This is a genomic window from Streptomyces sp. 7N604 (genome assembly GCF_052245475.1).
GTDB lineage: Bacteria > Actinomycetota > Actinomycetes > Streptomycetales > Streptomycetaceae > Streptomyces.
Map to the genome: position 1 here is coordinate 1 of NZ_JBQQBX010000013.1, position 14,662 is coordinate 14,662.

Here is a 14,662-nt window from a genome sequence, read left to right on the forward strand (position 1 = left end):
ATGCCCGCAGCTCTCAATCAGCAGTCGGAGCGTCCCGGAGGACCGGGCGGCCATTCTCCTAGAGCCATCAACGGCAACCCCTGATCAGCCACACCCGGTCCTCCCGGACCGCCAACATTCTTAAGGAACCACTGATGACCGTCCCCCCGCCCTTCTCGCCCGGCAACGGCGGGCGCACCACCGGGAACAACGGTGCCGGTCCACGTGGTGGTGACCGGTACCGCACCACCAACCGGACCCGCTCCCGGCAATACCACTTCCACATCAACCAGGGCGGCAACACCGGCGGTAACGGCGCCAGCGGTGCTGGTGGCCGGGGTGGGTTCTTCGGCCGCGGCAACGGCCGCCAGGGCAGCAACGTCCACAGTCCGCTCGCGGATCCGGAGTTCTTCACCAACTCCGATATCCGCACCTACTGCGAGAACGCCCGAGGTCTGTTCCTCCAGTTGTCCTTCGAACTCGCCAACGCTTCCGAGGTCCTCCAGGCCGTCCTGAAGGAAGTGCCCGACCCGGAGGGACGGGCGTTCGGCTCCCGGATGCGGGCCCGCCGGGTGGGCCGGAAGTTGAAGAAGGCCGCCGACGACGCCCGCGACGCTGCCAAGAACAGTGCCGCCACCTACGCCGCGTTCCAGCGCGAGTTCGACCCCGAACTCGCCCCCTACCGCACCAGGCAGCGCCCCATGGGCCGCCGCTTCGACTTCAACGCCTGACCCATCCCGACCTGGAAGGAGGCCCTGGCCGTGTCCCAGCCCTCACCCGAGAAGATCTTCGAGGAGCAGCTGCGCGCCGCGAACGGCAGTGGCGGGGTGGTGGAGTACCTCCTACACCGCGCCAAGCCGCACCTGCCGCCGTGGCTCGCCACCGCGGGGGCCGGCCTTGCCTCCCTCCCCGCCCACCTCGCGTGGGCCAACAGCACCGCCGCCACCGCCGGGCTCACCCTCGCCTCCGTTGCCCTCACTGGCGCCACCTGGTGGGCGGGCAAGTCCACGAGCCCGCAGCGGCGCCTGCACTCCGCGATCACCGTCGCCGCCGCCTCCGGGTGGATCACTGCTGCCTCCATCGCCGGTCCTGGGGCAGGCCCGTTGAACGACCTGTACTTCATCGGCGGTCCCGCCTTGGCACTGTCGTGGAACATCCGGCAGATCCTGCGCCGCAACCCCGACGCCACCGGCTCGGGTGAGAGCGGGCTCCTGGAGAAGGTAGGCCTGGCCAAGACCCAGATCACCCGCAGCGAGGTGGCGCCGAACAAGGCGACCTTCGGCTACCAGCTACCGCGCGGCGAACTCACCAACGACGACGTCAGCAAGGCCCTGCCGAAACTCGCCTCTGCGCTCGATGTCCCGCCGAACGCCGTCCGGCACCAGGCTGACCCCGACTCCGCCTCCCGTGGCGAGATCACCGTCGTGCCGCACGACCTGCTGAAGAACACCGTCCCCTGCCCCGGCCCCTCCCACCCCGAAGGCTCCATCGCCGACCCCGTGCATGTCGGGATCTACGAAGACGGCACGATCGCGGTCCTGTACTTCCCCGGCGACCCCAAGACCGGGCGGAACGCCATGCACCTGCTCGTGATGGGGATGACCGGCTCGGGTAAGTCCGAAGGCGGCCTCACCGCCCTCGCGGAAGTCCTCACCCGCCGGGACGTGGCGGTGTGGGCCTCCGACCCCGCCAAGGCCGACCAGACCCTCGGACCTCTGCTTCCCGCCCTGGACTGGGCGGCGCTCGACATGACCTCCACGAAGGCCATGATCGAAGCCCTCCACGCGGTCATCCCCGCCCGCACCCGGTGGCTGGCCAAGTACGGCTACAAGGAATGGGTCCCTGCCTGCGCAGAGACGCAGGCCGACGGCTCACCCGGCATGCCCTACCTGCTCGCCTGGTTCGAAGAGGCCGCGAAAACCATCCGCGAGACCGACGACGACGTCTTCACCGGCATCGCACAGGAAGCCCGCTCCGCTGGCGTCGGCCTGGTGGTCTCCATGCAGCGCGCCTCCGGCAACCAGGTCTCCACCGACACCCGCGCCTCCCTCGGCTCCTCCTGGGTCTACGGCGTCCGCTCCGACCGCGACGCCCAATTCGCCCTCGACGGCGAAGTCCTCGACGCCGGCGCCGCCCCGCACGTGTGGAAGGACAAGAAGCCCGGCTACTGCTACCTGGTCGCCAACGGCATCCCCGAGACCTTCTGGGCGACACCCGCCCGCTCCTACCTCACCCCCCGCGAATACCTCAACTGGGTCGTCCTCACCTTCGCCCCCATCCGCGCCGCGATCGACCCCGTCACCACCGGCGCCGCGGCCAAGGCCGCCGGCCGTGCCTACACCCGCCGCATCCGCCATTCCCTGCCCGGCACTGCCCAGCCCCAGTCCGTGGAGACCGCCATGCCCGGACACGAGCACGACGACCCGTACGAGATCGACGACCTCCACGACGTGGACGACTACGCCGACGACGAGCACGACCAGGACACGAGCGAGGGGTTCGACGAGGATCTGGCCGACATCGACCCCGAAGTCGAACTCCCGCCCGTCACACGCGTCCTGCAGATCGCTGAACGTCCGGCGGCGGGCAGGCCGAAGGTCCAGGTGCCGCCAGAGAAGGCCCGCGAGGAACTGGCCAAGATCCTGGACGAGTTCGAAGCGGAAGGCCGCATGGTCGTCGGTCCGAAGGACTTCATGGAGCACAACGATCGCCACGGACGCAGCCGCGGCTGGGTCTCCCAGGCCCTCCCCGCCTTCGTCATCGGCGGGCGGCTCACCGAAACCGATGTAGCAGGGCGTTACCGCATCGTCCCGCGCACGGAAGCGGCCTGACCACGCGCCAGGTGTCCGACACCCGTTAACACCTGTCCGACAGCAGACCCCGAACGCACGGGTCATGCGCGGCCGCGAGGGCCGTTAACGGGTGTCTGACATCCGCCTGACACCTGATCTTGACGGGCCCTAACAGCTGACCTTGCGGCCACGACCCCGCCTCCCGTTGCCCCTCGACAGTCACTCACCGTAACCAAATTCCCGCCCGGAAGGGACAGATGATGGCCACCACCCAGCACGAGGTCGCTCTCGCTCACGCTCTGACTGCCGCCGCCCGTGGCCTGGCCGTGATCCCACTGACCCGTACCAAACTCCCCGCGGTCCGCTCCCCGCACCGCGGAGAACGACCTTCGCCTCGCTGCCGAGGAGAGTGCGGCCGCATCGGACACGGCATCCACGACGCCACGACCGACCCCGCCGACGTCCGGACCCTCTTCGCCGCGGCTCCATGGGCTACCGGCTACGGCATCGCTTGCGGCCGGCCGCCTCACCACCTGATCGGCCTCGACTTGGACGTGAAGAACGAAGCCGACGGCATCGCCAACCTCGAAATCCTCTCCCACGACCACGACTTCACACTCCCGGACACGATCACGATCGCCACCCCCAGCAATGGGCGGCACCTGTGGCTGCGCGGCCCCGCCAACCGAACGGTCCCGAACTCTGTCGGCCGTCTCGCCCCGGGCATCGACGTCCGAGGCTCCGGCGGCTACCTCGTCGGCCCTGGCTCCGTCACGACCCGCGGGCAGTACGTCCTGGCCCCTGGCACCGAACACCACACCCTGCAGCCCGCTCCCGCCGCGCTGCTGCAGCTGCTCGCCCCACCGCCCGCACCCCCCGCACCCGTGACGCTCCCCGTCTCCGGCCGCCAAGCCGAGGGCCTGGTGCAGTTCGTCCTCGATGCCCCCAAGGGGCAGCGCAACGACCGCCTGTACTGGACTGCTTGCCGCGCCTATGAGACCACCGACGCTCCGCAGCTGGCGGCTGCCCTCATCGACGCCGCAGTGCACATCGGACTGCCTGAGAACGAGGCCCGTGCCACGGTCGCTTCCGCCGCCCGCCGGAGCGGCCGATGAATGCACCGGCCAACGGCACCGCCTCTGCCAAGGGCTCCCGGTCCGCCAAGGACTTCCTCACTCACAACGGGCTCGACGCCGAGAAGAAGGGCCCCTCACAGGCCTCCCAACTCGTGGCCTTGGCCCGCGAACGCTACGAGCTGTTCATGTCCGACGACGGCCGCCCCTACGGCGTCAAGCGGGACGGCCCGAACATCGCTCTTGCGCTGCGCGGCAAGGCTGGCCTGCGCTCCCAACTCGCCTACCTCTACACCGACACCCACGGAGGAAACGCGCCCTCCCAGTCCGCCCTAACCGACGCCGCCAACGTCCTGGAAGGCGTCGCCGCCAGCGCCGATCCCCGCACTCCACAGCTACGCGTGGCCCGCCACAAGGAGGAAATCGTCATCGACCTGGGCAGTAGCGACGGACGCTGCGTGACCGTCGGCCCCGGCGGATGGCGCCGCGAAGCAGCATCACCGGTCGTATTCCGTCGCTCCGGCGCTATGAAGCCCCTCCCGGAACCGCTCAGGGACGGCGACGGCCTGGCCAAGCTCCGGGGCCTGCTCAACACCACTGACGAGGGATTTCAACTCCTGGTCGCCTGGCTGGTCGCTGCCTTCATCCCCGACCTGCCCCACCCGATCCTGACCTTCCGCGGCGAACAGGGCACCGGGAAGTCCAAGGGCGCCGCCATGGTCATCGGCATCGTCGACCCCTCCGGCGCGCCAAAACGCACCGCCCCTCGGGACATGAAGTCCTGGTCGGTGCAGGCTTTCAACTCCTGGGCGCTGTGCCTGGACAACGTCTCCACCATTCCCGACTGGCTGTCCGACGCGCTGTGCCAGGCCGTCACCGGAGCGGGCGTCATCGACCGGGCCCTGTTCACCGACGACGACGTCATCGTGCTCGAGTACCGCCGGGTACTGGCCATGACCACCATCGACGCCGGAACCCTCGCCGGCGACCTGGCCGAGCGCATGCTCACCATCGAACTGCAGCTCATCCCCGACCACGCCCGCCGCGAGGAAGCCGAAATGGACGCCGCCTACCGCGACGCCCATCCCGCCATCCTCGCCAGCCTCTTCGACCTTCTGGCCGAGGTCCTCAAAGCACTGCCCGAGGTGCAGCTGACGGAACGCCCCCGCATGGCTGACTTCGCTCGTGTCCTCGCAGCCGTCGACCACGTCACCGGCTGGCACACCACGGCGTCTTACAAGGCCACCGCAGCCGACGCCGTCGCCGATGTCCTCGATGGCGAGCCCTTCGCTCAAGCCGTCGTCGCCCTCGTCGATACCAGTGGCCCTGAGGGCATCGAGATGACCGCAGCCCAGATCCTCGAAGCCGTCCAAACACCGGAGAAACTCCCGAAGAAGTGGCCCAAAGACCCCACCCGCGCAGGCGGCCAACTCAAGCGCCTCGCCCCCGCGCTGCGCACCGTCGGTATCAACGTCGACGACAGCCGACGCCAACCCGATGGCAACCGCTCCCGCCTCTACCGGCTCACGGCATCCGAGAGTAGGCGCATTTCAGCACCCGGAGCGCCCGCAGCACCCGAAACCGTTCCTGGCCAGCAGGAACGTCCGGGTGCTCGCGCCGAAAGCAGCACCCGGACGAGCGCCCGCAGCACTCGCACCGAAGCCTTTGCGGGCGCCTCGGGTGCTGCACCGGGCGCTGCTCAAATCCCAGCACCCGCAGATCGCACCCCGCCTGAGCAGGGCGAACTCCCCCCTGCGGGTGCTGCGGGCGCTCCGGGTGCTGATCTGCAGCTCTTCTCGGATGCCGCCACCGCCTGTGCCGTCTGCGACACACCGCTCGCCGAATTCCTCATCGCCGCCGGAGAGACCACCCACCCCGGCTGCGACCCCACACCTACCGAACTCAATAGGAGCTGAGCCATGCGCATCCGCCTCCACGGCAACGAAGACCAATGCCGCCGCACGGCCAAACGGATGGCCCAAGTGCTGGATGTCCTCGACACGAGCCACGCGTACCCGGATCGGCCGCCCAGCCGCCTCGTACGGATCTACCTGACTGCCAACCCACCCGCGCCTACCGCCAAGGGGGAGACGGCATGACCGACCGCACCGCGAACACGCCCGAGCCTGCCGATGAAACCCGTCTCGTGCTGACCGTCGATGAGGCCGCCCGACGCCTCGGAATCGGCCGCACGACGATGTTCGCCCTCGTGTCATCGGGCGAGGTCCGGTCCGTCTTGATCGGACGTCGCATGCGCCGCATACCCGCGCAGGCGCTCAAGGAGTACATCGACCGTCTGCTGAACGCCGCCTGAGGGAGCCCAATTGACTGAGAAGGGCGAGAACAAGAAGAAGCGCACCCGCCGACCCAATGGCGAGTCGTCCATCTACCTCGGAAAGGACGGACGTTGGCACGGCCGCGTGACCGTCGGGGTGCGAGATGACGGGACTCCCGACCGTCGACATGTCTCGCGCAAGACGAAGGCTGACGTTCACAAGGCTGTGCGAGAGCTGGAGAAGATGCGGGACCGCGGCCAAATCCGCAAGCCAGGCAAGGCATGGACCGTGGCGACCTGGATGACGCACTGGGTGGAGAACATCGCGGCTTTGTCCGTGAGGGAGAACACCCTTCTCGGCTATCGCTTCGCCGTGAACGGCCACGTCCTTCCCGGATTGGGTGCTCACCGGCTCGACAGGCTCACTCCAGAGCATCTCGAGCGCTTCTACGCGAAGATGCAGGCTCACGGCAGCGCCCCCGCGACCGCACACCAGGCGCACCGCACTATCCGGGCAGCGCTGAACGAGGCTGTGCGCCGCGGACACCTGGGGAAGAACCCCGCGACCCTGGCCAAGGCGCCGCGCGTCCCTGAGTACGAGGTGCAGCCGTACACCGTGGACGAGATACGCCGCATCATGCTGGCCGCGAGCGAGCGCCGGAACGGCGCGCGCTGGGCTGTGGCCCTCGCGCTAGGGCTTCGCCAGGGGGAAGCGCTGGGGCTCCGGTGGGATGACGTCGACCTCAAGACGGGCGTCCTCTGGGTCCGTCGCACGAGGCTCCGCCCTCGGTATGGCCACGGATGCGACGGGAAGTGCGGGCGCAAGGCCGCCGGCTACTGCCCCGAGAGGCGTCGGACCAACCCGGAGACCGCGGACACGAAGTCGTACGCGGGGAAACGCGCCGTCGGCCTGCCCCCTCAGCTGGTGCAGCTCCTGGAGGACCACCGGAATCTACAGAGCAAGGAGAAGGAAGAGGCTGGCCAGCTCTGGCAGGACGAAGGCTGGGTCTTCGCCACCGAGACCGGCACAGGTACGGGGACCAAGCGGGACTACAACGAGTGGAAACATTTGCTACGCGACGCCAAGGTCCGCGACGGGCGCCTGCATGACGCCCGGCACACTGCGGCGACGGTGCTCTTGATCCTCGGGGTCTCCGAGCGCGCGGTCATGGGCCTTATGGGATGGTCCTCCACATCCATGGCCGCGCGGTATCAGCACATGGTCGACTCCGTGCGCGAGAGCATCGCCAAGCAGGTCGACGGACTGCTCTGGGAGCCAGAAAGCTCCAGCCCCCCTCCAACCCGAGGTGATGTGTAGCACCCAACCTGCGGACCGGAGGATTGCAGGCCCCCGCGGCAGGTGTGCGGGGCCTGTCGTGTCGCGATGCCGTTTGCCAGCTGCCGGAAGCGTACCTGCGCGAACAGCACCACATCTTCAAGTCGGGCCTGGGGCGGGCCATCTGGCCAGGGCGTGTGGATTGAGGTCGGTTACGGATTCCCGAGTGAAGTTGCACTCAGGTGACGACCGTTGGCTGGTTTACGAATCAATAACCTAAAGAGTCTGCCGTGTTACGGAGTTGCGAGCCGGGCGGGCTGGCTCTCTACTTGTGGTATGAGGCCACCTTGGAAGAAGGAGACTTCGGGCGGCTCCAACTGCTTGGGGAGTCAGTGGCACAACCCGGATTCTCCGGAGAGCGAGCAGCGGGATGTCGTTGCACGACTAAGGAGAGGTGCTTGGCGGCAGCGAACAGCCGCGCACATTGCCGAACTGCAGGCTCAGCTCAATAGGATTGACCTTCAGGTCACTTCGCGCCCCGATAGAGAGTTGGTGAAGAAAACAAACGTGATCCTGGAAGGTGCGCGAGATGCGATAGACGACCGGGGGAACCTGCTTTCATGGTGGTCCGGATCAGCTGTGGATCGAGCCCTGTCCAATATTCATGAAGCCGAACTGCTGCTTTTGCAACTGACACCTGACGAAGAACTGGCTTGGCGAGGGGCTATCGTACTCGCACATGGTATGCACCACCTGGGAGACGAAGATCCACGGCTGAAGCTCCTTGAAGAACATCTGCGCGAAAACGAGAATACTCTAGATGCAGAATTCAGGGAGTTGGCTATCGGTGTTCTACACGCGGCCAACCATGTTCAGGAAACGGAGATAGCCAGAGCGCGTAATTTTCGCGATGTTCTTCTTGTCTCTTTTTGTGTCACGTCCGCGATCGTCGGGACATTCATCTGGTCGGGTTATGTCAACCCTGAGGCGGTGGCGGATAAGTTGTGCTTCGACCCCGATAATCCTGAGAATCCTGAAGAAACGGTTCACGTATGCCCGGTTGGAAAGCCTGGTGAAGGTGAGCAGGGGGTCGACGATGTAGCGGGGGGTGCCGACGTTTTGCTAGTGGCGCTGGTGGGGCTGTGCTCAGCGACGTTGACCGGCGCCGCATCGGTCCGGCATATTCGGGGAACCGCAGGGCCCTACATGGTGCCCCTAGGTCTGTTGCTCTTGCGAATCCCGATCGGGGCGTTGTCTGCACTGCTTGGCCTTATACTCATTCATGGAGAATTTATTCCAGGGCTGTCAGCGCTGGATAACAGTGCCCAAATCATCGCCTGGGCTGTCGTATTCGGTATCGGTCAGGAGGGCCTGACCCGCATGATTGATCAGCAGGGAAACCGCGTACTAGAGAACGTGCGGGGGTCGGCGCGAGGGTTTAATTTGCCACCTGCGAGCCCCGAGCCCAGCAGCCTCATCCCTCCGCCTACCCGGTGGCGGCGACGGATGGCGCGCAAACGGCGCCCACGGCGTGGTTGGGGGCGTTGACCGAGCGCGGAGCAATGACGGCGGACGCGGCCAGCTCCCGGAGACTGTTGGTGGGGAGCGACGGCTTCGTAGTCCCGCCGGTCCAGGGGGCGGAGCACTCTTCCGATCGAGCTTGCAAAGCGTCGGCTCGCACATCCGCCAGATGCATGCCAGAACGAGCGGTCAGTCACGGTCAACAGGGGCCATTGGGCCCCGGCTGCAGGTCTGCGGCCAGACGTAGTGGCAGAGACAGTGACCAGCGGAAACGCGTTGTGGATCGCCAGGCTTACAAAGTGGGCATCCGCAGCTGGAGCAATCGGTTTACGCCTCGATCCCCCGTACCAGCCCCGCCAGCTGCGCCTGCAGATTCTTAAGCCTGCCATACGCCTCGATCACGTCGACGTCGAACTGTTTAGGCCAGTTGTATTTTGCATGCCAGGAGTAGGGGACACCCTTCTCCTTCCATCGGAGGTGAGTCACGCGCCATGAGTTGTAGTGATCGATGAACATCAAGTAGGAATCCGGCATTCGGTCGCCAACTACAAGATGCGCTTGGGATGACAGGAGATTCTGGATTGCCGCATTTCGTGGCATGAATTCATTGTCAACCCAAAACAGCCATAGATCCATTTGTTCCGGATTTAATCCATTGTTATCGAATGCGACATTCTGCCCCAGCGTGTCGCAGAACTCGCGGAAGGCCGACTGGCCCTCCTGCACCAGGAAGAGAAGCGGACCGTACAACTGCTCTAGCTGCTTTTCGACGTGTGCAAGACGCGTCTCATATTGCTTTCTCCTTCGGTCGGCCCGCCCTGAGAGCGCGTGATTGACCAGCCAGCCGCCGGCAGTGACGATTGCGGCGATCAGCGTTGCCGTGAAGGTCGCATCCATGGCATCAAATGGTGCCGCACGAGACCGGGGCGGCTCCGCCCTGTGCTTCGCGACTGTCGCGTCCAGCCGACGCGTCGCCTAGGAGTCGGGGCTGTAGCAGGCTCGTCACTGAGGTGCGTAGTCATGGGTCACGAGGGGGCCTTCTGGGCCACGGCACTGGCTAACTGAGACCAGGATTGAGACCACGAGGGGTCATGGGGGCGGGCCCTGTCTGAGCCCGCTCCGTGATCATCGCAGCTCAGCGCTGCTGAGTTGGTGGAGGCCGTGGCGGGAATCGAACCCGCGTAACTCGCTTTGCAGGCGAGCCCCTCAACCACTCGGGCACACGGCCATGACTGTGTCGTTCCTCGAAGGTAAGCGGTCGGCCGTGGCCGATCAACGGTGTGGCGGCCGGTGCCATACGACTGCCATACGGCGTTCACACTGGGCGTCGTGCCGTCGCCCCACGAGCCGTCCTCAAAGCGTCCGCACATGGAATGTTCCGTCCTGCCAACTTCTGCTTATGATTCCCCCGTGTTCGATTCCCGGCACATCAAGACGTTTCATGAAGTAGTCAGGGCCGGGTCGTACTCGGCGGCCGCGCGCTCCCTCGGGTACACGCAGCCCGCGATCACCCAGCAGATGAAGGCGCTCGAAAGAGCCGTCGGCACTCCGCTGTTCACCCGGGTCGGCCGGGCGATGCGGCTGACCGAGGCGGGGGAGGCGCTGGCGCGGCATGCGGACGTGATCCTGGACAGTCTGGCGACCGCGCAGCAGCAGATCGGCGCCATCGCGCGGCTGCGGTCGGGCCGGGTCAAAGTCTGTGCGTTTCCCAGCGCCGCCGCCACGCTCATACCCGAGGCGATGGCGCGGCTCGCGGCCGGGCATCCGGGGGTGCGCCTGGAGTTACTGGAGGGGGAGCCGCCGGAGTCGTTGCAGCGGGTGGTGCGCGGGGAGTGCGACATCGCGCTGGCGTTCACGTATCCCGGCCTGCACGCCGAAGTGCCGGAGGAACTGGCCGAGATCCGGCTGATGGAGGACCTGCTGACCGTACTGCTGCCGACGGGCCATCCGCTGGCGCGGCGGCGGGCGGTGCACCTGCGGGACCTCGCCGACGAGCGCTGGATCGCGGGCTGTCCGCGCTGCAGCGCGAACTTCCTGCACGCGTGCGCGGAGGAGGGGTTCGTGCCGGACATCGCGTTCACGACGGACGACAACCTCGTGGTGCAGAGCATGGTCGCGGCGGGGGTGGGTGTCGCGATGATGCCGGCGCTGGTGCTGTCCTTCCTCTGCCACGAGAAGGTCACCGGGCGCGCGGTGGAGCCGCACACGCTGCGGCAGGTGTCCGCGTACGTGCTGCGCGATCACCTGCGGATACCGGCCACGGCGCTGGTCCTCGACGAGCTCAAGGCGGTGGCGGCGGCGCGCGTCGGCTGCTGACGCGCCGCGGCGGGGCCTCTGCCGCACCCTCCTTTCCATAAGCGGACGTTGAGATTCGCCGAAGAGACTGTCGTTGGACGTGATGGATCGGGCGGCGCGACGCTGCCCGTATGACCACGCCGACCAGGCCGGCCACGCCCGCCCCCGCTCCCGCACGTACGACTCCGCGCCTCGGAGCGCTCGTCGAGGACGTACGGGAGGCCGTCGGCCGCGGACTGCCGCCGGACCTCACCGCGTATCTGGTCGCTGAGCGGCTCGCGCCCTTCCTCGGCGCGTCCGATCTGCTCACCGACGAGCAGCGGGAGGGCGACCCCGGGCGCTACCGCCAGCACGTCCTGCACGCCGAGCAGGACGGCAGCTTCTCGGTCGTCGCCCTGGTGTGGCTGCCCGGCCAGCGCACGCCCGTGCACGACCACGTGTCCTGGTGCGTCACCGGCGTCCACGAGGGCGAGGAGAGCGAGCGGCGCTACCGGCTCGTACCGGACGGCACGGGCTCGCGCCTGGTCGCGACCGAGGACGTGGTCAACCCGCAGGGAGCGGTGTGCGGGTTCGCGCCGCCGGGCGACATCCACCGGGTGTGCAACGCCGGTGCGGCGACGGCGATCTCGATCCACGTCTACGGCGCGGACATCGCCCGGCTCGGCACGAGCGTCCGGCGCGTGTACGCCGCGCCGGACGGCGAGCAGTGGCACTGACCCGCGCGTCCCGGGCCGTGGCGGCAGCGCCCGCAGCGGGGCAAGCACCGTCCCGGACCGCCGCGGCAGTGCCCGAACCCCGCCAGGCACGGTCCCGGACCGCAGCAAGAGCGCCCGCACAAGAGCAAGCACCGGAACCGCCCGCCCGCGCCCCCGGCAAGGCGGCGGCCGCCGGGCTCGCGCTCGCCGCGCTCGGCGTGGCCGCCGCCTGGGGCGTTCACCGGGCCCTCCCGGCCGTGCCCATGCTGACCGCGGCCGTGGTGCTGGGGGTGGGCGCGGCCCATCTCCCCGGCGTACGGGGGCTCGTACGCGGCACCGGCCGCCCGGGACTCGCCCTCGCCGCCAAGCGGCTGATGCGGCTGGGCATCGTCCTGCTCGGGCTGAAGCTGAGCCTGCACGACGTGCTGGGGCTCGGCTGGGGCACGGTGGCGATGGTGCTCGCCGTGGTCGCGGCGACCCTGCTCGGCACGTGGTGGCTCGGCCGCCGCCTGGGGCTGCCCGGCGATCAGCCGCTGCTCATCGCCACCGGGTACGCCATCTGCGGCGCGTCCGCGATCGGCGCGGTGAGCGAGGTGCGCGACAGCGACGAGGAGGACGTGGCCGCGTCCGTGGCTCTGGTGACCCTGTGCGGCACGCTTGCCATCGCCGTACTGCCGCTGCTCCAGCACCCGTTGGGGCTCAGCGACGCGCAGTTCGGCGGGTGGGTGGGAGCCGGGGTGCACGACGTGGGGCAGGTCGTGGCGACCGCGCAGGCGGCCGGGCCCGGCGCGCTGGGCGACGCGGTGCTCGTCAAGCTGATGAGGGTGATGCTGCTCGCCCCGCTCGTCGCGGGGACGGCGCTGGCCGTACGCCGCCGCGGCGGCGCACGGAACGCGACCGGGGGGCCGGCCGGGGCGCGGCGGCCGCCGCTCGTGCCGCTGTTCGTCCTCGGCTTCCTGGCGATGGCCGCCCTGCGCGACACGGGCCGTCTGCCGGGCGCCGTGGTCGAGGCAGGGGGCGCCGCACAGGAAGTCCTGCTGGCGGCCGCCCTGTTCGCCCTCGGCAGCGCGGTACACCTGCCCTCGCTGGTACGGACGGGTGCCCGCGTCGCCGCCCTGGGCCTGGGAGCGTGGCTGGTGATCGCCGCCGCGTCGTACGCCGGCGTCCTGCTGACGGCCTAGGTCGGAAGGCGCAGGCGATCCCCGTCGCATGACAGCGGTCCGGCGGTGCAGAGCCCCTTACCCTGGCGCCATGACCGCTGCTCCCGACCCGCGCGATGTCGACGTCGCCGATGCCGCCGACTCCAACCCCCGTGCGCCGTACGGCGGCACGGTTCTGAGCCGTCCCTTCCGGGCCCTGACGCTCGGCATCATCTCCGTCGTCTCCCTCATCGCCTTCGAGGCGAGCGCGGTCAGCACCGCCATGCCCGTGGCCGCGCAGGCCCTCGACGGACTCGGGCTGTACGCCTTCGCGTTCTCCGGCTTCTTCACCGCCAGCCTCTTCGCCATGACCCTGTCCGGCGAGTGGTGCGACCGCGCGGGTCCGGTCGCGCCGCTTTTCACCGGGATCGGGGCGTTCGGCACCGGTCTTGTGGTCTCCGGCTCCGCGCAGAACATGTGGACCTTCGTGGTGGGCCGCGGCGTGCAGGGCATCGGCGGCGGACTGGTGATCGTCGCGCTGTACGTGGTCGTCGGCCGCGCCTACCCCGAGCGGCTGCGGCCCACGGCCATGGCGTCGTTCAGTGCCGCCTGGGTGCTGCCCGTGATCGTCGGTCCCCTCGCCGCCGGGATGGTCACGGAACAACTCGGCTGGCGCTGGGTGTTCCTCTCCATCCCCGTCCTGGTGCTCCCGCCGCTCGCCGTGATGCTGCCCGCCCTGCGCAAGCTGCCGCCCCCCGCCCGCAAGCCCATGGACCGCCGCCGCATCATGCTCGCGCTGGCCGTCGCCGCGGGCGCGGGCCTGCTGCAGTACGCGGGCCAGGACCTGACCCCGGTCGCGCTCCTGCCGGCCGCCGCGGGGCTCGCCCTGCTCGTCCCGTGCCTGCTGCGGCTGCTGCCCGAGGGCACGTTCCGCGCCCGCCGCGGCCTGCCCGCCGTGGTGCTGGTGCGCGGGATCGCCGCGGGGTCCTTCTTCGGCGCGCAGGCGTTCGTACCGCTGATGCTGGTCACCGAGCGCGGGCTCGCCGCGACCCTGGCCGGGCTCTCGCTCACGGGCGGCGGGCTGGCCTGGGCGCTCGGCTCGTACGCGCAGAGCAGGCCGCGCCTGGAGCCGTACCGGCAGCGGCTGATGACCCTCGGGATGACCGTCATGGCGCTCGCCGTCGCGGGGGCGTCGCTCGCGCTCGCCGACCGGGTCCCGGCCTGGATCGTCGCCGTGTGCTGGGTGGCCGGCGGGTTCGGCATGGGCCTGACCATCGCCAGCGCGACCGTGCTGCTGCTCAAGCTGTCCCGCCCCGAGGACGCCGGGAGCAACTCAGCCGCGCTCCAGATCTCCGACGCCCTCGGCAACATCACCCTGATCGGGGTGAGCGGCGTGCTGTTCGTGGCGTTCGGCGGCGGTGGCGTCGCCGCGGGCGCGCACCCGGCCTCAGCGGCGGTCGGGGGCGGCACCGGTCACCACCCGGCGGCCTTCACCGCCGTGTTCCTCGCCATGGCGGCGATGGCCCTCGTCGGCGCGTACGTCACCACCCGCCTGCGGCCGAAGACCGGCTGGCCGACGGACCGTTGACCGGCGGACCGCCGACCGCTGACCATTGC

General features: G+C 68.8%; 13 protein-coding genes and 1 tRNA gene. 12 read left to right on the forward strand and 2 right to left on the reverse strand.

What is annotated here, in order from left to right; all coding sequences use genetic code 11:
* Positions 1 to 134: 134 nt before the first annotated feature.
* From traA to ACTWP8_RS15715, 8 genes are all read left to right on the forward strand, one after another.
* On the forward strand, positions 135 to 710 hold the full coding sequence (traA, locus tag ACTWP8_RS15680; protein WP_443322778.1) for a plasmid transfer protein TraA: 576 nt from the start codon (positions 135 to 137) through the stop codon (positions 708 to 710).
* Between the two features lie 30 nt (positions 711 to 740).
* The gene (gene traB / locus ACTWP8_RS15685) at positions 741 to 2,810 is read left to right on the forward strand and encodes a plasmid transfer protein TraB (protein ID WP_443322779.1); all 2,070 of its coding nucleotides are present in this window, start codon (positions 741 to 743) and stop codon (positions 2,808 to 2,810) included.
* Positions 2,811 to 3,031: 221 nt separating this feature from the next.
* The gene (locus ACTWP8_RS15690; RefSeq protein WP_443322780.1) at positions 3,032 to 3,886 is read left to right on the forward strand and encodes a bifunctional DNA primase/polymerase; all 855 of its coding nucleotides are present in this window, start codon (positions 3,032 to 3,034) and stop codon (positions 3,884 to 3,886) included.
* Positions 3,883 to 5,760, forward strand: coding sequence for an ATP-binding protein (locus tag ACTWP8_RS15695; RefSeq protein WP_443322781.1), 1,878 nt, complete (start codon positions 3,883 to 3,885; stop codon positions 5,758 to 5,760). The genes ACTWP8_RS15690 and ACTWP8_RS15695 overlap by 4 nt, the downstream gene beginning before the upstream one ends.
* A 3-nt stretch (positions 5,761 to 5,763) precedes the next feature.
* Positions 5,764 to 5,943: a hypothetical protein gene (locus ACTWP8_RS15700; RefSeq protein WP_443322782.1), complete on the forward strand. Its 180-nt coding sequence runs from the start codon at positions 5,764 to 5,766 to the stop codon at positions 5,941 to 5,943.
* On the forward strand, positions 5,940 to 6,158 hold the full coding sequence (locus ACTWP8_RS15705; RefSeq protein WP_443322783.1) for an excisionase family DNA-binding protein: 219 nt from the start codon (positions 5,940 to 5,942) through the stop codon (positions 6,156 to 6,158). The genes ACTWP8_RS15700 and ACTWP8_RS15705 overlap by 4 nt, the downstream gene beginning before the upstream one ends.
* A 10-nt stretch (positions 6,159 to 6,168) precedes the next feature.
* Positions 6,169 to 7,437: a tyrosine-type recombinase/integrase gene (locus tag ACTWP8_RS15710; protein WP_443322784.1), complete on the forward strand. Its 1,269-nt coding sequence runs from the start codon at positions 6,169 to 6,171 to the stop codon at positions 7,435 to 7,437.
* Positions 7,438 to 7,944: 507 nt separating this feature from the next.
* Positions 7,945 to 8,943 (forward strand): hypothetical protein, encoded by a 999-nt coding sequence (locus ACTWP8_RS15715; RefSeq protein ID WP_443322785.1) that lies wholly within the window; start codon positions 7,945 to 7,947, stop codon positions 8,941 to 8,943.
* 300 nt (positions 8,944 to 9,243) lie between these two features.
* Here the strand turns inward: ACTWP8_RS15715 and ACTWP8_RS15720 are convergent, their stop codons facing one another.
* A complete protein-coding gene (locus ACTWP8_RS15720) occupies positions 9,244 to 9,813 on the reverse strand; it encodes a hypothetical protein (protein ID WP_443322786.1) in 570 nt (189 codons plus the stop codon).
* A 256-nt stretch (positions 9,814 to 10,069) separates the two neighbouring features.
* A tRNA-Cys gene (locus tag ACTWP8_RS15725) sits at positions 10,070 to 10,144 on the reverse strand.
* Positions 10,145 to 10,326: 182 nt separating this feature from the next.
* Here ACTWP8_RS15725 and ACTWP8_RS15730 point away from each other — a divergent pair.
* The 4 genes from ACTWP8_RS15730 to ACTWP8_RS15745 all read left to right on the forward strand — a co-directional run bounded on the left by ACTWP8_RS15730 (position 10,327) and on the right by ACTWP8_RS15745 (position 14,633).
* Positions 10,327 to 11,232 (forward strand): LysR family transcriptional regulator, encoded by a 906-nt coding sequence (locus tag ACTWP8_RS15730; protein ID WP_443322787.1) that lies wholly within the window; start codon positions 10,327 to 10,329, stop codon positions 11,230 to 11,232.
* A 110-nt stretch (positions 11,233 to 11,342) separates the two neighbouring features.
* Positions 11,343 to 11,927, forward strand: coding sequence for a cysteine dioxygenase (locus ACTWP8_RS15735; RefSeq protein ID WP_443322788.1), 585 nt, complete (start codon positions 11,343 to 11,345; stop codon positions 11,925 to 11,927).
* A gap of 68 nt (positions 11,928 to 11,995) precedes the next feature.
* Positions 11,996 to 13,087 carry a YeiH family protein gene (locus ACTWP8_RS15740; protein WP_443322789.1) on the forward strand — a complete coding sequence of 364 codons (1,092 nt, stop codon included), beginning with the start codon at positions 11,996 to 11,998 and terminating at the stop codon, positions 13,085 to 13,087.
* Positions 13,088 to 13,157: 70 nt separating this feature from the next.
* Entirely contained in the window at positions 13,158 to 14,633 is a 1,476-nt protein-coding gene (locus ACTWP8_RS15745) for an MFS transporter (RefSeq protein WP_443322790.1), read from the forward strand.
* Positions 14,634 to 14,662: the final 29 nt, after the last annotated feature.